General features: G+C 54.1%; 20 protein-coding genes and 1 pseudogene. 2 read left to right on the plus strand and 19 right to left on the minus strand.

What is annotated here, in order from left to right:
- Positions 1 to 486: 486 nt before the first annotated feature.
- A complete protein-coding gene (gene ltrA / locus aalo17_RS05870; RefSeq protein WP_067556828.1) occupies positions 487 to 1,836 on the plus strand; it encodes a group II intron reverse transcriptase/maturase in 1,350 nt (449 codons plus the stop codon).
- 210 nt (positions 1,837 to 2,046) lie between these two features.
- On the opposite strand, the gene aalo17_RS05880 is transcribed toward ltrA, so the two are convergent.
- Genes aalo17_RS05880 through mraY form a run of 3 tightly spaced genes read right to left on the minus strand, consistent with a single transcriptional unit; the run spans position 2,047 to position 5,060 of the window.
- Positions 2,047 to 2,763 carry an undecaprenyl-diphosphate phosphatase gene (locus aalo17_RS05880; RefSeq protein WP_067556834.1) on the minus strand — a complete coding sequence of 239 codons (717 nt, stop codon included), beginning with the start codon at positions 2,761 to 2,763 and terminating at the stop codon, positions 2,047 to 2,049.
- Complete coding sequence (murD, locus tag aalo17_RS05885; protein WP_067556836.1) at positions 2,763 to 4,064, minus strand: UDP-N-acetylmuramoyl-L-alanine--D-glutamate ligase; 1,302 nt, start codon at positions 4,062 to 4,064, stop codon at positions 2,763 to 2,765. The genes aalo17_RS05880 and murD overlap by 1 nt, the downstream gene beginning before the upstream one ends.
- Positions 4,065 to 4,076: 12 nt before the next feature.
- Entirely contained in the window at positions 4,077 to 5,060 is a 984-nt protein-coding gene (mraY, locus tag aalo17_RS05890; protein WP_067556839.1) for a phospho-N-acetylmuramoyl-pentapeptide-transferase, read from the minus strand.
- A 128-nt stretch (positions 5,061 to 5,188) separates the two neighbouring features.
- On the opposite strand from mraY, the gene rpmB reads away from it, so the two are divergent.
- Positions 5,189 to 5,380, plus strand: a complete 192-nt coding sequence (rpmB, locus tag aalo17_RS05895; protein WP_067556841.1) for a 50S ribosomal protein L28 — start codon at positions 5,189 to 5,191, stop codon at positions 5,378 to 5,380.
- A 150-nt stretch (positions 5,381 to 5,530) separates the two neighbouring features.
- On the opposite strand, the gene aalo17_RS05900 is transcribed toward rpmB, so the two are convergent.
- From aalo17_RS05900 to aalo17_RS05970, 16 genes and pseudogenes are all read right to left on the minus strand, one after another.
- Positions 5,531 to 6,481, minus strand: a complete 951-nt coding sequence (locus aalo17_RS05900) for an NAD(P)-dependent oxidoreductase (protein WP_067556844.1) — start codon at positions 6,479 to 6,481, stop codon at positions 5,531 to 5,533.
- Positions 6,482 to 6,588: 107 nt separating this feature from the next.
- Positions 6,589 to 7,893 carry a hypothetical protein gene (locus tag aalo17_RS05905; RefSeq protein ID WP_067556847.1) on the minus strand — a complete coding sequence of 435 codons (1,305 nt, stop codon included), beginning with the start codon at positions 7,891 to 7,893 and terminating at the stop codon, positions 6,589 to 6,591.
- A complete protein-coding gene (locus aalo17_RS05910; RefSeq protein WP_067556849.1) occupies positions 7,890 to 8,507 on the minus strand; it encodes a thiamine diphosphokinase in 618 nt (205 codons plus the stop codon). The genes aalo17_RS05905 and aalo17_RS05910 overlap by 4 nt, the downstream gene beginning before the upstream one ends.
- Complete coding sequence (rpe, locus tag aalo17_RS05915; protein WP_067556852.1) at positions 8,504 to 9,163, minus strand: ribulose-phosphate 3-epimerase; 660 nt, start codon at positions 9,161 to 9,163, stop codon at positions 8,504 to 8,506. Before rpe ends, aalo17_RS05910 begins: the two co-directional genes overlap by 4 nt.
- Positions 9,164 to 9,169: 6 nt before the next feature.
- Complete coding sequence (rsgA, locus tag aalo17_RS05920; protein ID WP_236940519.1) at positions 9,170 to 10,066, minus strand: ribosome small subunit-dependent GTPase A; 897 nt, start codon at positions 10,064 to 10,066, stop codon at positions 9,170 to 9,172.
- A gap of 1 nt (position 10,067) precedes the next feature.
- Positions 10,068 to 11,708 carry a Stk1 family PASTA domain-containing Ser/Thr kinase gene (gene pknB, locus aalo17_RS05925; RefSeq protein WP_067556855.1) on the minus strand — a complete coding sequence of 547 codons (1,641 nt, stop codon included), beginning with the start codon at positions 11,706 to 11,708 and terminating at the stop codon, positions 10,068 to 10,070.
- Positions 11,708 to 12,490: a Stp1/IreP family PP2C-type Ser/Thr phosphatase gene (locus aalo17_RS05930; protein ID WP_067556858.1), complete on the minus strand. Its 783-nt coding sequence runs from the start codon at positions 12,488 to 12,490 to the stop codon at positions 11,708 to 11,710. Before aalo17_RS05930 ends, pknB begins: the two co-directional genes overlap by 1 nt.
- Positions 12,487 to 13,530 carry a dual-specificity RNA methyltransferase RlmN gene (gene rlmN, locus aalo17_RS05935; protein ID WP_067556859.1) on the minus strand — a complete coding sequence of 348 codons (1,044 nt, stop codon included), beginning with the start codon at positions 13,528 to 13,530 and terminating at the stop codon, positions 12,487 to 12,489. The genes aalo17_RS05930 and rlmN overlap by 4 nt, the downstream gene beginning before the upstream one ends.
- Before the next feature lie 336 nt (positions 13,531 to 13,866).
- Positions 13,867 to 14,280, minus strand: a complete 414-nt coding sequence (locus tag aalo17_RS05940) for a PTS sugar transporter subunit IIA (RefSeq protein WP_082743270.1) — start codon at positions 14,278 to 14,280, stop codon at positions 13,867 to 13,869.
- On the minus strand, positions 14,277 to 14,471 hold the full coding sequence (locus aalo17_RS12595) for a hypothetical protein (RefSeq protein WP_145907543.1): 195 nt from the start codon (positions 14,469 to 14,471) through the stop codon (positions 14,277 to 14,279). Before aalo17_RS12595 ends, aalo17_RS05940 begins: the two co-directional genes overlap by 4 nt.
- Before the next feature lie 93 nt (positions 14,472 to 14,564).
- Positions 14,565 to 14,851: pseudogene (locus aalo17_RS13310) on the minus strand (PTS fructose transporter subunit IIB).
- Between the two features lie 127 nt (positions 14,852 to 14,978).
- Positions 14,979 to 15,419: a PTS sugar transporter subunit IIA gene (locus aalo17_RS05950; RefSeq protein WP_067556865.1), complete on the minus strand. Its 441-nt coding sequence runs from the start codon at positions 15,417 to 15,419 to the stop codon at positions 14,979 to 14,981.
- Positions 15,420 to 15,728: 309 nt separating this feature from the next.
- On the minus strand, positions 15,729 to 16,997 hold the full coding sequence (gene rsmB, locus aalo17_RS05955) for a 16S rRNA (cytosine(967)-C(5))-methyltransferase RsmB (RefSeq protein WP_158507738.1): 1,269 nt from the start codon (positions 16,995 to 16,997) through the stop codon (positions 15,729 to 15,731).
- A gap of 114 nt (positions 16,998 to 17,111) precedes the next feature.
- A complete protein-coding gene (gene priA / locus aalo17_RS05960; RefSeq protein ID WP_067556869.1) occupies positions 17,112 to 19,235 on the minus strand; it encodes a replication restart helicase PriA in 2,124 nt (707 codons plus the stop codon).
- Entirely contained in the window at positions 19,232 to 20,086 is an 855-nt protein-coding gene (locus tag aalo17_RS05965) for a DUF4438 domain-containing protein (protein WP_067556872.1), read from the minus strand. The genes priA and aalo17_RS05965 overlap by 4 nt, the downstream gene beginning before the upstream one ends.
- The gene (locus aalo17_RS05970) at positions 20,067 to 20,804 is read right to left on the minus strand and encodes a TrmH family RNA methyltransferase (RefSeq protein WP_158507739.1); all 738 of its coding nucleotides are present in this window, start codon (positions 20,802 to 20,804) and stop codon (positions 20,067 to 20,069) included. Before aalo17_RS05970 ends, aalo17_RS05965 begins: the two co-directional genes overlap by 20 nt.
- Positions 20,805 to 21,028: the final 224 nt, after the last annotated feature.

Here is a 21,028-nt window from a genome sequence, read left to right on the forward strand (position 1 = left end):
GCGTATCATCGCAACCGCTAACCATTAGCTCAAGGCAAGGGGCTCACTGGTAACAGGAGTTCTGAAAGAAGCCCGGCGGCAAAGTTCCGGCCTGAGGAACACGAATCGCATATAAGGCCATAGACGGAGACGAGCGTGCCAGACAGCGCAAATCATAATAGTTGCGGATGACTGTCTGTGGTAGATGCGGCAGGTGTATGGAATGAAAGATGTATGACCTTACCCGGGGAGGTCCTGTCAGCGAAAGGAACCATCAAGCCACGATGACACGCCTTCCGCAGTAACAACGAATGGCAGGAAGTCAGCCGAGGCCATAGTAACGAGGAAGTCCCTGTAATGGGGATGGAGTGAAGGGCCGAACGTACAATTTACTGCAAATATCAGGAATGCTTCCTGCACGAAAAACCGAGAAAGGACAAACCCAGAGAGCCCCTGAAGATGAGTAAGGAAGGGCAGTGCGGGAACACGTGAAAGAAAGGGGCAGTCATGGACCAAATAAGACTGATACAGCCGGAAGACCTGAGCACACAGGAAATCTTCTCCATGGAGAACCTGACCAATGCGTGCAGACAGGTACGGCGAAACAATGGAGCTGCAGGGGTAGATGGAGTCAAAGCCAGAGAACTTCCTGCCTGCCCCGGAGAGTATTGGGAGCGACTGCGGGAACAGATACTGGACCGCAGTTATAAACCACTGCCAGCCAAAAGGACCGATATCCCGAAACCGGATGGGAGCATGCGGGGACTGAATGTCCCGGCTGCCAGAGATAGAGTCATACAGGCCTGTCTGGCAAACTATCTGGATTATAGGAAGGACTTCGAGATGAGCAACAGCTCATACGGGTTCAGGAAGAACAGGAGATGTGAAGAGGCGATACTGAAAGGCCTTGAGTTCATGAACGACGGGTATGACTGGATCGTCGACATCGACCTGAGGAAATTCTTCGACACGGTGGACCAGGACAGACTGATACGACTGATAGACAACCTGTTTCACAACAGAGATATAACTGCCCTGACGAGGAAATTCGTCAGGGCAGGAGTCATGATAGACGGCAAACTGACCAGGACGGAAAGGGGTATCCCACAGGGAGGACCGCTTTCACCGATACTGGCCAACATCTATCTGGACCAGGCCGACAAGGAACTGGAAAGCAGAGGGCTGAGATTCACGAGATACGCAGACGATATGCTCATCTATGTGAAGTCGGAAGCCGCCGCCAACAGGGTGATGAAGTCATTCAGCAATTATCTGGAAAAGAAGCTGAAGCTGGAAGTGAATGCTTCAAAATCGAAAGTGGCCAGACCGGATGAAGTGAAATATCTGGGGTTTGGTTTTACAAAGAACAAAAGGGAATGGAAGGCGATACCGCATGAGAAATCCATCCATGAGTTCGAACAGAAGATGATGAAGCTGACGAAGCGGAACTGGAGCGTATCCCTTGAAGAAAGAATGGAAAAAATCAACCAAGTCATCAGGGGATGGAGCAATTATTTCAGATGCGCATGGATGTATAAAAAGAACATGCGGAAACTGGACAGCAAGCTCCGGAGAAGAATCAGGGCCATTATCTGGAAGCAGTGGAAAAGCATCAGGAAAAAAGAAGAGAGCCTCATCAAACTGGGATGTCCCAGAGACAAGGCTCACTCATATGCGTGTGCACGACAAGGATGTGTCCGTTGTGCAGTCACGTTCCTGAACAAGTATATCAGAAATATACACCTGAAGAAGAAAGGCCTCCTGACCATAGAGGAATACTTCGATACGGTGGCAGAAAGGTTCATGAAATCATTTGTACGAACCGCCCAGTGCCGAACGGCACGCTGGGTGGTGTGAGAGGGTCTGATGACCCCTACTCGATCCAGAGTCCTGCTGCAGACAGACAGGAGTGTGCAATCGCCCTGGACGATGTCCCCGTGTGTGTCTGGCAGGGGTTTGCGGTATGTCCGACTGTTGCAGGAAACGCAGGTGATATCCGGATCATGGAAAAAGACCGGGTTTCCGCAGCGTTCCGGCCGCAGGAAACCCGGTCTGTTTTCCACAGGATCACAGGATACAGAAAACCAGCAGAAACACCGCACCAAATCCCAGGCGCCAGAACCCGAACACCAGCAGTGTATGGTTTTGAAACCAGCGTTTCAGTCCTTTGACCAGCAAAGGCGCCAGAACAAATCCGATGCACCCAGCCAGAATCACTGTTGCAGCTGAAACCGGCGTCAGGGACGGAATTACGGTTATGTGGCTGATCCCGCTGACTGCCTGCGGCCACAAAGAGGCCATGCAGGCCATGCTGTAAGCCTCAGACGTCTCTTCGCCTGTGATCAGCGCCGCCAGCATAGCCATCGACAGAACCCCGGCTCCCGGGATCACGCCAAGGCAGGAAATGGTCAGGATGAGTATCAGGCGCAGGACGCCATGTACATTCAACGGATTCAGCTTCATGCCTGACTGAATCAGAAAGAGCAGTCCGGTGGCCATGGTGATGATCCCGCTTACAAAGGGCGGGACCTCCTGTGCTGGAACGACGATACCGGCAATCAGGGCCAGAATCCCGGCCACTAGCCACCATGCCCCTGGAGCGAAGAGTTTTTTTCGTGTCAGCACCAGAATGCCGACGGTCATGCCCAGCTGCATGCACCCTGTCAGGGGCAGATACCATGGAGATCTTATCATTGCTGCAATCAGTTCCACGTGGACTCTTGATCCCACCGGCATCCAGAACGTCAGGACGCTCAGGATCACTGCAGCGGCCAGTCTGAACATCACTGGAGACGGCTGCGGATGAGGTCCTTGAACACCCTTCCCCGCTCTTCATAGTTGGCGAACTGGTCAAAGCTGGAACAGGCGGGCGACAGAAGAATGGTGTCTCCCGGTTCAGCCAGACCAAGTGCAAGGTCCACGGCTTCTTCCATCGTATCCACAGAGGTCTGATGTGTGAACACATCACCAAAGCGGTCCCGGGTTTCTCCGAATGAATAGCACTGTTTCACTACAGAGTCATAGCGTTTCAGGCCATCGAAGGAAATGTGCTTGTCTTTGCCGCCGGCCAGCAGTATGACACGTTCCGGGAATGCAGAAAGAGCGGCACAGGCTGCATGGGTGTTGGTGGCTTTTGTGTCATTGTAGATTCGAACCCCATTGTGTTCAGCCACAAACTCGATCCGGTGCTCCACACCGGGAAATGTCCGGATCACTTCCTGGATGTCGTCAGGTGTTACTCCGAGCCGAAAGGCCATTGCAGCGGCCATCATGGCATTTCCAAGATTGAAATCACCCGCCAGCTTCAGGTCTTTTTCATCGAACAGTTCCTGCCCCAGCAGCCACACCTTGCCATCATGCCGGCAGAGATCGCATTCGCGTGTGAGAGAAAAGTCGATGATGCGACAGGGAATGTCCGTGGCATATTTCATGATTTCGGGATCATCGGTATTCCGGATGAACCAGTCCTCTTCCCTGCAGTTTTCATAGATCTTCATCTTGGACTCATAATAGCTTTCCAGAGAATCCATGTAATCAAGATGATCGGGTGCCAGATTGGTCACTGTACATACTTCCGGTCTGAAAGTTTCCGTACCCATGAGCTGGAAATTGGACAGCTCCAGGGCAATATCGGCAGGTTCTCCTTCCGCTTCCAGGACCACTTCAGACAGCGGAATCCCGATGTTGCCTGCAAAACGGGCAGAGTCACTTTTCCGCTTCAGCATCTCATAGAGCAGGGTCGTGACAGTCGTTTTCCCGTCTGTTCCCGTAATGGCTCCGTAGCGCAGCGAAGGGGCCGCACGGAATGCGGTCTCTATTTCTGTATAGACCGGGATCCCGGCATCCACGAAACGCTTAACGACCGGGACACGATATGGGATTCCGGGGTTTTTGACCACAAATGCATACTCCTTTTCGAAGAGCCATTCAGGATGCCCATTGTCCACGATCTTGATACCCTCCAGCCCGCTGCGGTCTGTCACCGGACCCGAATCTGTCAGAATCACTTCATATCCCTGCTGCTTCAGCAGGCGGGCGGCGGCTGTTCCACTGCGTGCAGCGCCGATCACAAGTACTGTTTCCATTGTCATTTCCTCCTACAGAAAATACAGCAGCAGTCCAGCGAGGGCAAAGAGAATGCCGGCAAGCCAGAACCGGGTGACGACTGCAGTCTCGCTCATGCCGCCTTTTTCAAAGTGGTGATGCAGGGGGGCCATGCGGAAAATTCGCCTGCCGGTACGCTTGTAATGTGTGACCTGTATGATGACGGACAGAACCTCGGCAACGAAGACAAAACCGATGACAACCAGCAGGATCTCCTGCTTGAGGACCATGGCTGTGGCTGCGATGAAACCCCCGAGTGCCAGCGATCCGGTATCACCCATGAAGATCCGGGCAGGATGCAGGTTGAATTTCAGGTACCCCAGAAGAGAGGCAGCCACCATGACAATCAGCACCATCACCGGATACTGATGCTGCAGGCAGGCAAATACTGTAAAGGGAACCAGGGCGATGATCATAAGGCCCGCACACAGCCCGTCTATTCCGTCTGTCAGGTTGACGGCATTCGTTTCAGCCGTAAACATCAGCACCACCAGCAGAAAGTAGGCCCAGCCAAGATCGATGTACCGGTTGATCAGGGGGATCCAGATCTCCGTACTGGAGCCGGACCGATAGATCAGGAAAAATATGACTGCCAGAACTGCCTGAAGGGTGAATTTTGCGGCCGGGCTCAGGCCTGCATTGTCTTTTTTGACCACAATGATATAGTCATCCAGGAACCCGATCAGGCCATAGCCGACGTAGGCGAGAAGGACAATCAGGATGTTCTGGTTGAGCGCCATGTCAGGCAGGAAAAAAGATCCCAGAATATACACCAGCACGGGGACCAGAATGAACGCAATGCCCCCCATGGTGGGGGTACCGTTTTTCTTTTTATGAGACTCCAGTCCTTCTTCCCGTTCTGTCTGGCCGAACTTGATTCGGTGCAGATACCGGATGAGTCCTGGCATGATCACCAGCATGAGGATCAGACAGACTGCAGCACCGGCCAGGGCTGTGGTCCATGCAGAATAAACCATGATATCACTCCATTTCGCGCCTATTAATTATACCATGATTCTGTGCACAATCAGCTTGATATCCGGTTGCCAGAGTGATAAGATAAGTGAGCGATTGCGTAAAGACTCAGGCAAGGGAGGGACAGCAGATGTCGAGAAAATGCCAAGTATCAGGCAAGGGTCCTTTATCCGGAAACAAACGGTCTCACTCTATGCGTGCGAGCCGCCGGAAATGGAACGTGAACCTTCAGAAGGCTACCATCATGGTTGACGGAAAGCCGCAGCAGGTTCGCATCAGCGCACGCGCTCTGAGAACTCTGAAGAAACAGAACGCTGCCTGATTGCCATACGAAGGGACCACGGGTCCTTTTTTTGTTGTATACATGAGCCTCCAATCCCTTTGCCTCCAGTATAATCAGTCAGGCACCGCCTGCAGAGAACATGAGTGACCGATTACGGTCCGTCATTTCCTGCAGACGGTGCTTTCTTTTTTATGGCTTTACCTGGTTGACCCAGTTTCCCTGCAGCCACTGGCTGAGGTTGTCAAACACGATTTTTGCCCGCTGGTCCATGGATTCTTCTGTGTAAAAACCGATATGAGGCGTTACGATCAGGTTCGGTGCCTGAAGCAGAGGATCTTCGGGATCCAGAGGCGGTTCCTGGTCAAAGACATCGATTGCAGCTCCGGCAATCGTGCCGTCATTCAGTGCCCGGCAGAGAGCCTGTGCATCCACCACCGGCCCCCTGGCTGTATTGATCAGATATGATCCGGGTTTCATCGCAGCCAGTTCCCTGTCCGCAATCATATGTTTCGTGCTGCTGGTCAGAGGCGTGTGAACAGAAACGATGTCTGCTTCCCGAAGAAGCTCATCCAGGCTGTCAGTTTCGCGGTCGAAGGCCGGATCTGCTGTCGGGTGTCTGCGGAATCCGATGGACCTGGTCCCAAATGCCCGGACCAGGTCCGCAGTACGGGCTGCAATGCGGCCTGCACCGACGAACCCCACCGTTTTGCCTTTCAGCAGTCTGGCAGGCCATCCTGCCCTTGTACCACCCTGCCGGCACGTTCTGTCAGTCTGCGGGATGCTGCGCAGCAGGTCGATCATGAAGCCCAGGCACAGTTCCGCCACGGCATCTTCGGCATACCCGGAGGCGTTCGAAACCTGTATCCCGTGTGCTGCAGCCTGGGCCACAGGTACGTGATCTGTCCCGGTGAAAGCGACATCAATGTATTTCAGACGGTCAGCTCCCTCCAGCGCTTCCCACGGCAATGGCATGTTTGCAAGAATGACAACATCCGCCTCACGGACTTCTTCTCTCAGTTTCTGCAGATCGGTCGTTTTCTCATAGACAGCAAATGTATGTCCCTGTTCCTCGAGCTGATTGGTGAATGCGGACAGGGCATCGGGGGAAATCCCCAGTGATTCCAGTAAAGCGATATGCATAAGTATCTCCTTGATTCATGGACAACAGCCGGCGCAGGCCGATGTCCTGTGTTGATCCATCTGCCTTGCGCAATGTATCTCTCGGCTCTGGATAGCGTACCTGCCAGTCAACAGGGTCGGTCCGGCTTCCCGAATGCATCTGATGACATTGCGGATCCGTCAGCCAGCGTATGGATCGTCCGGGTCACAACGGGAGAATTCGGCCTGAGGTATTCTGTCTGGAGAAAGTCCAGGTATGTTCCAGGGGAAATGATGCCGCGGATGTTGAGGACATCTGCTCCAAGCGCGCCAAGCACCACATCCGTGAACGCGGCGCAGTTGTCTCCCAGCGCCCAGTACGTGCGGAATTTTCCCCCCTTGAATTTATACATCTTCGCGCCCGAACGGTAGTGCAGTCTGCTGGGATAATCCGCCTCAAACTGACTGAACCGGTCATACCCGTCTGACCGCTCGATTTTGGTATACCACCTGTAGGAATTGTTGCGCATTTTCGCGAGTTCGGCCTCCACCGCCTGTTCCTGTTCTGCGTCAAGCAGGATCCCGAATTCGAAGATCGTGTTTTTTTCCACCTGAAGCATATTCGGTATATAGTCCTCGGCCGCCAGGTTGAAGAATACGCCGTCACCAATGGTGCCATTCAGCCGGAAGGAGTCCGAATCATAATTTCCATAAGAATAGACCACACCTTTGTAGGCGAAGGAAATGTGTCCGATCTTCTGAAATCCCTTCGGTCCAACATGAACCATGACCTGCAGCTGTGGTTTGCGGCTGGTTTTCTGTTCATGCAGGATGACGGGTTCTCCTTTTTTCATGGTTTCGTTGATATGTTGCAGAAACCAGTCCGGGAGTATGGCGCTGATTGCCGGAGGCAGCATGATCCGTCTGCCGCGTTTCCAGTGATAGTTCTTCCCTCCGCCCGGGAGTGCATTCATGAAGAAACGGATTCCCATGACGACAAAATATATCCCGAACAGCTGCATGAGGATGGTGGTGTCAAGATCCGGGGAAAACAGGAGAACAAAACCGAGAGCACCGTAGACAGCAGTCAGAAACAGCAGACCCGCGATCCGGCTCAGATAGCTGTCTTCCACATCAAGAACCAGCTGGATGCCGGTGACAACGGCACTGCAGAGGAGATAGGTGCCGAACATTACCCGGATAAACCATTCAGGGAGTTCCTGCCATCGGGAGAGAATGACCACAAATGCCAGAGACAGCAGGCCAAACAGGAGATCCGACAGATTTTTTTTGAGGATATACTGCACAAGCTGGTAGATGGTATTGAAAAAGCCGATAAACAGCGCCAGGTTCAGGATCAGATCATAGATATTTTCCGGAAGCAGAACCAGAACGCTTCCCAGGACTGACAGGACAAGTCCGGCTGTCAGGTCGAACGAACGCCCGGAGCTCATGGCAGGTTTGACTGCACCAGCAGCAGTCTGCCGGAATGGACATGAATGATACCCTTTTCCTCATTCTCTGCCACTTCGTTGGACAGTGTGTAAATATCAGCTTCGTCCACCATGCGATGGTCCAGGGGATATTGCATGGATTCCAGCGAGATGCAGGAGAGCTCCAGAGCAAACAGCGAAATGTGCTGAAATTCCCTGGTCACTACGTGGATGCCGGGGGGCAGCAGCCGGATCTGCTGCTCTTTATCCGTCAGAATCAGCCCTGGATGATGATGTGTGAGCAGACGGATGTTCGCCAGGGTATGGTCGATTCGTCCGGATAAGGATCCCGTCAGGATCACCGGATCGTATCCCAGGTGGATGGCTTCCTGTACAGCAAGCTGGGAATCTGATTCGTTTTTTTCGGCAGGAAACCTGAGCAGCCTGCAGCCCTCGGGGACATCGCACGGATCGAGCGGGGTTTTCGGCGAATCAAAATCTCCACATGCGAAGACAGGATTGATGCCTTGTTCAGTCAAAGTGAGAAGTCCGGCATCCACGGCTGCGTAGTCAGCCCCGTGTACATCGGGAATCACTGTGGTTGCCGGAGTGACCAGAATCAGTGGCCTGGTCATTGCAGCATTTCGGCGGTTTTCTGGTCCAGGTCGCCGGAGAACAGCCAGGAACCGGCTACCAGTGTATCGGCCCCCGATTCCACTGCTTTTTTCCAGGTCGTGCCATTGATCCCGCCATCGATTTCAATCCTGTACGTCACATCATTTTCTGCCCGTTGACTTGCAAGCCAGCGGACTTTTTCCAGCTGGCCTTCCATGAAGGACTGGCCGCCGAATCCCGGCTCGACGCTCATCACAAGCACCAGATCGGCATGGGGAAGACAGGAGGCAAAGAGCTCAATCGGCGTACCTGGTTTGACGGAAAAGCCAGCCTGCAGTCCCTGACTTCGGATGGTGTCGAGAAGTTCCGATACAGCAGACGGATCGTTGTCCAGAGCCTCTGTGTGGAACGTAATCAGGTCTGCACCGGCTTTGCGGAACGGTTCGACCCAGCAGGCCGGATCGGATGTCATCAGATGCACATCCAGGATGCCGGAGAAACCCTTGCGGATGCCTTTCAGTATATCGGGGCCGAAGGTCAGGTTCGGAACAAAGTGTCCGTCCATGACATCGAAATGCAGCCACTGGGCCGGACTGTTTTCCAGCATCTGCAGCGCCGCACCTGTATCAGAGTAGTCCATGGAAAGCACAGAGGGTGCCACCACACGTTCGGTCATACCAGTTTACCTCCTGTTGTGTTCTTCCTGCCTGAGGAATTTGTAGTCGTCATACAGACCCTGCGGAATTCTGCCGGCATCAACTGCCTGCTTGATGGCGCAGTCCGGTTCATTGATATGCCGGCAGTCTGCAAACCGACACTGTCCGGTCCAGGGTGAAAAGGCGGTCAGTTTCCGGTCCAGGCCTGAAAGGTCCATCCTGGAAAAGTCGAGGCTTGAAAAGCCGGGAGTATCCGCAACCAGTCCTTTGGCGACTTCATGCAGCTCGCAGTGACGTGTTGTATGCTTTCCCCGCCCAAGCGCTTTGGAAATCTCCTGTGTGCGGAGATGGAAGGATGGATCCAGCCGGTTGAGTAGACTGCTTTTGCCGGCTCCCGACTGACCGCACAGCACGGAGATCCGGCCCTTCAGCAACGCTGCCAGCTGCTCATCTCCGGATTCCGGACATGATTCCAGTACGGTATAGCCGCACGCAGCATACAGATCCAGCAGTCCGCGTATCTGCTCCAGTTCCCCCGGATCGACCAGATCGGTTTTTGTCAGCAGGATGACCGGTCTGATGTTTGACAGCTCTGTCAGGAAAAGCAGCCGGTCGAGCAGACGCTGCGAAAAATCCGGATCCTTGCAGGACGTGACCACCAGTGCCTGATCCACATTGGCAACCCGGGGCCTCAGCAGTTCGTTCTGCCGGGGATGGATCTTCTCAATCCGCCAGGAGTCCTGGATCCGGCTGACCGTGACATGGTCGCCCACCACCGGTTTCCGGTCTCTGCGCAGCTTTCCTGCGGGTACTGCCGTCACCGGTCCATCCGGAGTCTGGACGGTGTACTGACTGGAAATGATTTTTGTGACTGTCCCTTCTCTTTCCATGGGCTCCTTTCCTGCTGCTTCCTTTCGCTTCATGTCAGTAGTACAGCGTAACGACACTGTCTGTGCCTTCCTGTGTATAGAGAGATCCCACAGGAGGATCCACCCGGACCACGTTTGTACCCTGTCCTGAAACCTGGCGGGTGATGACTGCGGCTCCTTCCCTGTTGAGCAGTCTTTTGGCTTCATCCACATCCATCCCGATCAGTTCCTGCGGAATGACAATCGAGGGATATTCGCTGATGACCAGTGACATGCGGTTATCTGCCTCTGGATCCACCCGGCTTCCGGGAACCAGTCCATTCTGTTCAAGCACAATGCCGGGATTGGTATCGGGTTCCCCCCGAGAGGTGATATCCAGCGTCACGTTCACATTGTGGGCCGCCAGATCGGCTTTGACGTCTTCCAGCGTACGGCCCGTGTAGTCCGGTATCAGAAAACTTGGTCCCTTGGACAGGGTCAGCACGATACTGGAATCCTGCGCAACGACACGTCCTGCATTGACCGACTGTGCGATGACCCGCCCCTGGTCCAGCGAGTCATCCACTTTGTATTCAAATTCTGCCTTTTCAGAATCGAATCCGGCCGCATCCAGCGACTGCAGCGCTTCTTCCTGTGTCTGGCCAACAAGTCCTGGCATTGTTTCATACCCCAGAAAACCGGGGATCCGCAGCAGTCCTGTCACGGATCCTGCGAACAGAACAAGCAGGAGGAGCACAACACCGGCCAGGACTCCCATCGCGATGCCCTTGACTCTGGAGAGCGCCTTCTTTTTCCGTCCCGCAGGTTTGGGGCGCGGTTCGTTCTGGCCCTTCAGATCCAGCGTGATCGTTTTCAGGTGCAGAGGAGGTTCCTGCGCCCGATCCGGGAGAAGACAGGTATTCAGGTCCTGCACCATGTCACGGGCCGAAGGATATCGCTCGGCAGGATCCTTGGCGGCAGCCCGGACCACGATGTTTTCCACGGACTGCGGGATTGCCGGATTGAACGAGCGGACAGAAGGCAGAGCCGACCGCAGATGCTGAACAGCGATTTCGGTCGGAGATGTGCCCTTGTAGGGTACATCCCCTGTAAGAAGCTCATAAAACACAATGCCAAGGGAGTAGATGTCGATGGCCGGATCCGGTTCCTTCCCCTGTGCCTGTTCCGGAGCCAGATAATGGGCACTGCCCATGACTGCATTGTTCCAGGTCAGCTGAACGGAATCGTTGGCGACCGCAATTCCGAAATCCGTGATTTTCACAGTTCCATCATCTTTGATCAGTACATTCTGCGGTTTGATGTCCCGATGAATGATCTGATGTTCATGAGCATGACTGACCGCGCTGGTCAGCTGTTTCATGATCGCCACAGCCTCGGGCACATCAAGCGCCCCACGCTGCATGACCAGCTGTTTGAGTGTCCGCCCCCGCACAAATTCCATCACGATATAGTGAAGTCCTTCGGCTTCCCCCACATCATAAATGTCAATGATATTGGGATGCGACAGTTTGCTTGCTGCATAGGCCTCCCGCTGGAAGCGGACCAGAGTCATGGGATCTTCCGAAAGCTTTGAGCGGAGGACCTTGACTGCCACCACCCGGTTGAGGATGGTGTCGAAGGCTTTGTACACATCCGCCATGCCGCCCTGACCGATCAGGGCAATGATGGAGTAACGGTTGGCAACCTCCCGCAGCATTACGACCGTTCCCTTCCCCCGCTGCCGGAATCCAGTTCATGGGCAAACTGAGGCTCCTGTTCCAGCAGGATCACAGTAACATTGTCAAGACCGCCGGCTGCATTTGCACGGTCGATCAGCATTCCCGATTTCTGCTCCGGCGTGAAAATCGGATCCTGGATCACTTTTTCAATCTCATCCTGTGAAACGTAGCCGTGCAGCCCGTCACTGCAGACAAGCAGCTGCTTCCAGGTGGATTCGATTTTGTCCACATCGATGCGGAACACACGCCAGACACCCAGAGCGTTGGTCAGTGTGTTCCGCTGGCTGTGGGTCCGGGCTTCTTCCGGGGTGATCCGGTTTTCCCGCACGAGCTGTGCAATCACACTGTGGTCTTCTGTCATCTGTGTCAGGCCGTCGTCATAGAAGGCATACAGCCTCGAGTCGCCCACATTGAAAATATAGGTGCCGATTTCACAGATCAGGACTCCGACAGCTGTAGTACCCATTCCCCTGACTTTTTTGCTTTTCATCGACCGGCTGTAGATCTGATCATTGGCCTTGTGCAGCACCTGACGCAGCCAGCTGTCCACTTCATAGTCATGCGCAAATTCCGGACATTTCCGGAAGGAGTCCGACATGGTTTTCACGGCAATGCGGCTGGCTTCTTCGCCGGCTGCGCTGCCTCCGATCCCGTCACATACCACGGCCAGGATATCTTCGTGACGGTTGGTCATGATCAGGTAGCTGTCTTCGTTGACGGGGCGTACCTTTCCGGGGTCTGTACGGCCTGAAATGATCATTGACCTGTTCCTTTCCTGACTTCCTTGATCCGCAGCTGCCCGCAGGCTGCATCGATGTCGCCGCCATGTTCTTTCCGGATCGTGCAGCGCACTCCTTCTTTCATGAGAAGGTCGTAGAATTTCATGGCTTCTTCCCGGTTCACGCTCCGGAATCCATGTTCATCCACGGAATTGTAGGGAATCAGATTCACGTAGGCTGTCATGCCCCGAAGGAACGCTGCCAGCTGCTTCGCATGTTCGGGCCTGTCATTGACTCCCTTGAGCAGAATGTATTCGAAGGTGAGTTTCCGGTTGTTTTCCCGGCAGTAGTATTCCAGGGCTTTTTTCAGTTCCTCCAGCGGATAGGCCCGATTGACGGGCATGAGCTTTGAGCGCAGCTCGTCATTGGGGGCATGCAGGGAGATTGCCAGATTGTACTGCGGATGCATGTCTGCAAATTCGTAGATCTTCGGAACAATGCCGCAGGTGGAAATCGTGATGTGACGGGCACCTATGGCCAGTCCCCTGTCGTGATTCACGGTCCGGATGAACCGCATGACATTTTCAAAGTTGTCGAATGGTTCACCGGTGCCCATGACGACCACATGGGATACCCGTTCGTCATTGCCAAGGTACTCCTGGACCGCCATGACCTGTGCCACCATTTCGCCGCTGGTCAGATCACGCTTTTTCTTTGTCAGGCCTGAAGCACAGAAGGCACAGCCCATGTTGCAGCCTACCTGGCTGCTCACACACACAGAATTGCCGTAATCGAAACGCATCAGCACACTCTCAAGAAGCGCCCCGTCAGCGGTACGGAACAGGAATTTCACCGTACCGTCCTTTGATTCCTGTTTGCGGACCAGCTCCAGCGGTGACAGTTCAAATTCCTGCTTCAGTGTCTCCCTGGTCTCTTTTGAAAGATTGGTCATGTCATCAAATGCATGGACCCGCTCCCGGTACAGCCATTGAAAGATCTGCTGTCCGCGGAACTTTTTCCACCCGTGATCCAGGGCGGCCTGTTCCATCTGTTCATAATCAAGATCATAAATGCTTTTCATGGTGTACCTCCCGCACCCGGACCGGTCTGGTCCGGTCTCACTGTCAACTTGTTTATTATACCCCATCCGGGCAGGGTCTGTAATCGGCACCTGTCCCGATACTGGATATGCCGGCAGGACAGAAAGGATGTTGACTTATCTGCCTGAAATGCAACAACATATTGATGACAAGTAAAGCGTTTCCGGATACTCTTTCTGACAGTACCCCACTGACCGGCCTGGACCGGACTGCTCAGCGGCTGTTGCCTGCCCTCCATCCGGTTTCCGGTATTCCCCGTCACATGGAAAACAGGTCTGCTGTGTGCAGAACCTGCTTCGTGTCATGGTTTCGTGATGTCAGTGAAACAGATCTTTATACAGTTGCACACTGTCTCTGGCTGTTTTGAGCATTGTCATGAATTCCCTGTCGCTGATACAGGGAATCAGTTCTTTGTAAAACGTTTCGATCCGCCGTTTCTCCTCCCTGGAATTCATGTTGAATGCCGCGAAAAAGATGATATCCGCCATCTCCTCTCCGTCCCACAGCGTCGGTTTTTCCAGGGTCATCAGAACAACAAGAGACTCATTGACATACTCCGGATCTCCGTGGGGAAAGGCGATGGAACTGCCGATGGATGTCGAAGTCAGCTGCTCCCGACGCAAAGCCGACTGGTACAGTCCCGAGGAGCAGTATCCTTTTTCCTCCAGCCAGGCTGTCATGAACCGCAGAAGCGTTTCTTTGTCTTCAAAGGCCTGGTGCAGAAAAATCAGGTCAGGAGAGAAAAGAGAAGAACACTCTGCAGAAAATGAGCGGAAGCCGAAAACCGGTTCTTCTGTCTTCTGGAAATCTTCTGTTTCAGCTCCAGTATTCCGTCCTCACTGAGCAGATTGTCAACCACCACCTCCCGGGGATCGGCACAGGAACTGCGGGTGATGATCAGGTCCGCCGATGATCGTTCCAAAGGACTGCAGCAGACCTCCCATACAGATAACGGGAATGAAGTATGAAATACAGGTCAGGATCAGCTGAACCAGCAGCGCCTTGAGTTTTTCCTTCATGACATGACCCCCTGAGACAGTTTGTGCTCAACGGTGGCGATCAGACGCTCCGGCTGTTTGATTGCGACAGCGGAGCTTACACGGACTATGGGTTTCCCTTTGAACCGTTCCTGTCTGGCGACTGCGATATCCGCTTCGAGAATGATGGCATCCGCAGCCCGGATCACATCCTGTGACAGTTCATCTTCGATGCCGATGTTTCCTGGGTTTTCACGCTGATGCTGTGACCGCGGTTCTGTGCGGCTTCAATGAGTTTCTCTTTGGCAATATAGGTATGAGCCACGCCTATGGTGCAGGCGGTAATAGCAGCAATATTCAGGTAATAGCAGCAATATTCATGAGTATCTCCTGTTCTTTCAGAAGTTGACTGAGAAACGGGAATTCGTTTCCTTGATGAGACGGGATCACTGTCAGAGAAGCCCGTACAGTTCTTCTTTTGTCTTAATGCAGTTCAGTGCATCTCTGGTCTCTTTGCGGATCAGGTGCATGGCCAGTTCCGACAGCATCCGGATATGGACCTTGTCACCGTTTTCCGGAATGGCAAGCAGAAAGACATGCCGGACGGGTTTTCCGTCCATGGATTCCCATTCAATGGGAACGGCGAGCCGGACATAGGCAATCGCAGCCTTGCTGACAGTTGCATCGATCCCTTGGGGAATTGCGATCCCTTCCTCGAGTCCGGTTTCCGACAGTGTTTCCCTGTACTCCACGGCTTTCCGGAATCTGTCGGGATCTTCCACGATGCCAGCCCTGTTCAGATCCTGGGACAGGGTCCGAAGTACGGCTTCCTTGGAATCCAGCAGCAGGTCGAACGAAATACACGACTCATTCAGCAGCTCTCTCAGGTTCATTTCTTCACCTCCCTGTTTTTTTTGTGGTAAGCGCTTTCCTTTACAATCACAGTATAGTAAGAAGACCGGTTCACGGATTTCGTGAGGGGGCATAATAAACTGCCCCCAAAACGGAACAGATGCAAAGGGCAGATATTTCCGCACAGACAGTCTGTCCCCGCTCTTGAGGGCAGAATTCAATCTGCCTTTTGAAGTTCATGGCAGGTTTTCTGCGTGCAAAAACCTGCCATGGATGCAAAAAAAACGCCAGCCGGCATTTGACTGCCATCCTGGCGCTGAGCACTGTTGCTGAATGTTCGATTCTGATATTTACTCTTCCGGCTGTACGATCTGTTTCATTCCGTCGTCCGCGGCTTTGCTCTGCTCTCTCCGGCTGAGCCTGGCCATATAGAATCCGTTTCGGGTTTCGTCGGGGAACACAGTCTGTTCTTCCTCCAGCTGCCAGTCCGGATGGCTGTCCAGAAACTTTTCCACCTGTTTCTCGTTTTCCTTCCGGTCCAGCGTGCAGGTGGAATAGACAAGTTTGCCGTCCGGTTTCAGATGAGCGGCAGCTTCTTCCAGGATTTCTGCCTGCAAAGGCAGCAGCGAGTCCAGCGTTTCCGGTTTCAGCTTCAGCTTGATGTCCGGCTTCCGGGCCAGGACACCATACCCGGTACAGGGAACATCACACAGGATCCTGTCATACAGACCGGCATCAGACAGATCCCGTGCATCCCGTACACTCGCATGGACATTTTTCAGGTGAAGTCTGCGGGCATCAGTCTTGATCAGCTCCACCCGGTGTTCATGAACATCCGAGGCATCCACTGCCCCGCTGTCAAGACGTTCGGCAATGGCCATGGATTTTGTACCGGGGGCAGCACAGACATCCAGCACGGATTCGCCATCCTGCACATCCAGAAACTTCACGATCTCAAAGGAACCGGGATCCTGCACGCTCATCCGGCCCTGACGGTAAAAGGGATGTCTGGCAGCGCTGCTGCCAGTGAAACGGCCCATATCTGCATCCATTTGTTCGATTTCGGGGTCTGCAAAGAATTCCTCTTCCCCGATGCGCCTGGGATTGCGGCGGACATAAACCGGCAGCACAGCATTGGATGTTTTTGCCATCTGCTCTGCCTTTTCCAGACCATAATGGTTTTCCCACAGCCGGATCAGCCACAGAGGAATGGAATAGCGGACTGACAGCCTTTCCAGCGTATCCGATGGCAGCTTGACCTTGTCACGCAGCACACTGCGCAATACGCCATTGACATAGCCGGATGCTTTTCGAAACCGCTTGTGTGCCAGCTTGACTGCCGCATCCACAGCAGCATAATCCGGTATTTTTTTCAGGAAGATGATCTGGTAAATCGTCATGGCGAGCAGGATCCTGATTTTCGGATCCGGTGTCCGGTCAGTATGCTTCGATATGACATAGTCACACAGACCCCAGTTCTGGATGGTGCCATAAAAGATCCTCGTGGCCAGCGGCCGCTGATTCTCCGGGAGTTCATCCAGATGATCTTTCAGATACAGATTCGAGTACGTGCCTTTCAGGATCACGGCACAGAGAGCGTCATAAATCCAGGCTCTCATGTCAGGGAGTTTGTTCTCCATCAATTCTTCACTTCTTTCCTGTCCCCGGTCAGCTGTCTGCCGGAGCCATTGTCCTGTCCCCGGTCTCCGTCAGGATTGAACCCCGGTCGGTGTCTATTCTTCCAGACGGAGCGGATGCATCGTCACTTCCAGCTTGACCGGTCCATGTCCCAGCGCATGCACGATGTCCCATACGGTATGCAGCAGCCGGTCATCATCCCGGTCCTTGATCACCAGACGGACTCTGTGTTTCTGCTGGCGCATGGAAATGGTGACCGGTCCCAGGATCCGCTGGTCCCTGCAATGACTGACAGCCTGCCGGGCACGTTCCATGACTGTCTCCGGTTTCGAATGGGAGAACACCAGCATGGCCATATAGATGTAGGGAGGATAGTCTCCCAGATGCCGATACTGCATTTCCCGGCGAAAAAACGACTGATATCCATGGGACCGGACTGACTGTAGGACATAATGAGACGGATCGAAGGTCTGGATCATGACCTCCCCCGGTTTTTCCCCGCGCCCTGACCGGCCGGAAGCCTGTTCCAGCATCTCATAGGCTGATTCGGCTGCCCTGTAATCCGAGCGGATGAGGGCATTGTCCGCCTGCAGGATACCAACGAGCGTCACATTGGGAAAGTCCAGCCCTTTGGCCACCATCTGGGTTCCGACAAGGATATCCGCCCCATGCGAAAATCTGTCCAGCAATGCCTTGTGGGCACCTTTTTTCCGGGTGCTGTCCGCATCCATCCGAAGAATGCGGGCGTCCGGAAAGAGTGTCTGCAGAGTGTCTTCCAGTTTTTCCGTTCCCATTCCGACAGGGGCAGTATGCGTGGAACCGCATGCCGGACAAACCGGATCATACCGGAAACTGCGGTCACAGCTGTGACAGACCAGCCGGTTTTCCTTTTTATGATACGACAGTGCAATCCCGCAATCCGGGCAGATGCGCACATCATGACAGTCTGCACAGCGAACCACCGGCAGATATCCCCGCCGGTTCAGAAGCAGGATCACCTGCTCCTTTCTCTCCAGCCGGCTTTGAATGGCATCCAGCAGCGTTTGCGAGAAACCGTCTCTGACAGTTTCCTTCGACATATCCAGCAGTCGGATCTCCGGCATCTGGAAATTGACCCGTTCCGGAAGCTGCACCAGTTCATATACGTGTTTCAGAGTGCGCGCATAGGATTCCAGACTCGGAGTCGCGCTGGCCATCACAACCTTGCAGCCATGATGCGCCGCCCGGTGCAGAACCACATCCCGGGTATGATACCGGGGCATGGAGTCCTGCATATAGGAGGCATCGTGTTCCTCATCCATGAGGATCAGCCCCAGGTTGTCAAAGGGCATGAAGCAGGCAGATCTCGTCCCGACGACGATTCTGGCTTTTCCCTCTTTCACATGCTGATACTGAGCGTATTTTTCCTGAGGAGACAGATAGGAATGATACACCGCGATCTGGTCCTGAAACCTGGCCATGACCCGCTGCGTCATCATGGGAGTCAGGCCGATTTCCGGTACCAGGAACAGAACCTGTTTTCCCTGCTCCAGAGCTTCCTGTGCGAGACGCAGAAAAACCTCCGTTTTCCCCGATCCCGTCACTCCATGGAGAAGAAAGACAGAGGCTTTGGACTGTCGAATCTGCTCCAGGGCCTGCATCTGGCCCGGCCGGAGTTCCGGCGGGACATCCTTTGCAGGCAGCGTGATCAGATCCCGGTCCTTTGGTCTGTCAACGCTTTTCAGGAATCCTTTTTCCAGAAGAGAGCGGGTCATGGAAGCCGAAATCCGTCTGGCCTGTGCTGCGGGAACAGGTAGCTGCAGTCCCGACAGAAAGGACTCCTGTTTTCCGGTGAGCTTTGCACCATCGGCTGGAATGCCCTGTTCAAGCCATTGTTCCATAACCACTTTGCTGTGCCCGGTTTTCGGACGCATGGCCGGAGGCAGCATGGTTTTCAGGACCGAGATCACCGAAGCGCAGCAGCGGTCGGACAGCCACCCGGACAGCTCGAAGAGTTCATCATTCAGCAGCGGTGCCTTGTCCAGTACCTGGCTGACTGGAAGAATCTTACGGCTGGTCTCCGGTTCTTTGGCCAGTGCGGCCACAATCGCAGTGAGTTCCCGGGGACCGAAAGGCACCACCACCCGGCAGCCGGGCTGAACCGGCTCGTCGCAGGAATACGTGAAGAGCTGATTCAGACTCAGAGCAGAATGCTCGACATAGACTTTGACATAGTTCATTGACAGAGCCAGGTTTTCAGGTTGGCCTCCGGGTCCAGATGGTATGTCAGTCCCGTCGCTGCAGTCGCCAGTGCTGTTACACCGGGACCATGGCCGCTTGTAAAGGAATCGGAGTGAACAATCACGCCAATCGTCACGGCCCCTTTCCGGTAATGCGGGCCATAGGAAGCTTCATGATCCTGAATGGCGACCAGGTCTCCAAAACGCAGCCGGTCCAGTCCCAGCCGCTTCACTTCCTCGCGATCCTGCGTCATGATGTCATAATCTCCTTCCATCAGCGTCTGTTCGCCGATGCCGGCCCCCATCATATAGGCGGGTATGACCGCAGCCACCGGAAAGGACAGACCCTCGGGTGTTTCGCGGACAGGCAGTTTCTCCAGAAGACCCGGATCCAGGTTCATCACAAACACATCCGGGTGATCCAGCAGCTTCAGCCCCTGCCCCCTGGCCCGGATCAGGAACGTTTCACTGCCTTCCATCCCCTCCAGCACATCCTTCGGAAGCCAGACCATGGTATGTTCCACACCACCATGGGTTCCTGTCACATACCCGACAGCCCCTTTCATGGGGCCAGAGATGATTTTTGCCGGATTTCCCACACAGGCAAGGGTTTCTAGTGCATGGTTCCTGCCATCCTCCGGATTGCGCAAAGAAACGCCAGGTTCCACGTGATCCCCCGCCACCTGCATGCAGTTGTCACCTATGGCATGGGAATAGGTGATGCCGCCGGTTCCCACACAGCGTCTTCCCTTACCGTCATATCCTGTATAGAAGCCCCGCATCCGCGGATGATCGACGGATCCATTGACCGCAATTTCCACCAGTTCCTGTTCATTTGTGTTCAGCTTCATATTGTTCTCCTGCATAGGCAAAGGCAAAGACAGCCGCTGCACTGGGGGTGTCCAGGGCGGCTTTCATATCTGAAAGATACGGGATATAAAGATTCTGACCGGCTGCATCCGTCACTGTACGGGACAGCCCGCGCAATGCACCGCCAATGCAGAGACAGAAAGAGGCTGGCCAGTGAAACCCGAAAACCGGACGCGCATCCTTGCGCTCCGCACAAAGAATTGGGATCCCCGCCGACTGCATCCACCCGGTCAGATCCTCCGGCCGCTGCACGCAGGCAACGGAGAGCCTGGCAAAGGTTCCCGCACTTGCCCTCATGACAACAGGCTGCACTGCATCCCAGTTTCTGGCGGGAAGCACCAGCAGTGTACATCCCGCGGCATACAAAGTCCGGCATACGCTGCCAAGATTGTGCGGATCCTCCACACCTTCCACATAGCAGACAAACCCGGCGTGTGTGCCGGTTTTCTTCAGTTCAGGTATCTGCACCGGTTCTGTTTCCAGAAGCATCCCTCCGTGACTTTTCGAACCGCTGCGCTCATCAAGCGTTTTCCGGCTGCAGGGCATAACCGGGATCCCGGCTTCCCTGGCTTTCCGGATGATCCAGGAAAAATCCCTGGTTCTCTTTTTCTCATCTGTATAGAGGATTCGCGTCCGCCCGGGATGTGTTTCAATCATCGCCTTGCAGGAGAGCGTTCCTTCAAGCAGTATCGTTTCCATGCCACTCATTATACCATCCCTCCTGCAGCAGGCTGATGACTCTGCGTTTCCCCGGGCGACATCCAGCTCCCAGTGTTTCACCACAGACCACAGGCCGTAAATGCTCGCCGTCTCGCCGTATGGAATCCCTGGGTGCGCTCACACCTGTTTCTCATGTTTTTCTGAATCTTGGATTGTACACAGGACTATGCACAGAGCATATGGTATCTTCATGGAAGGAGGAA

Source organism: Faecalibaculum rodentium (assembly GCF_001564455.1).
Classification (GTDB): Bacteria; Bacillota_I; Bacilli_A; order Erysipelotrichales; family Erysipelotrichaceae; genus Faecalibaculum; species Faecalibaculum rodentium.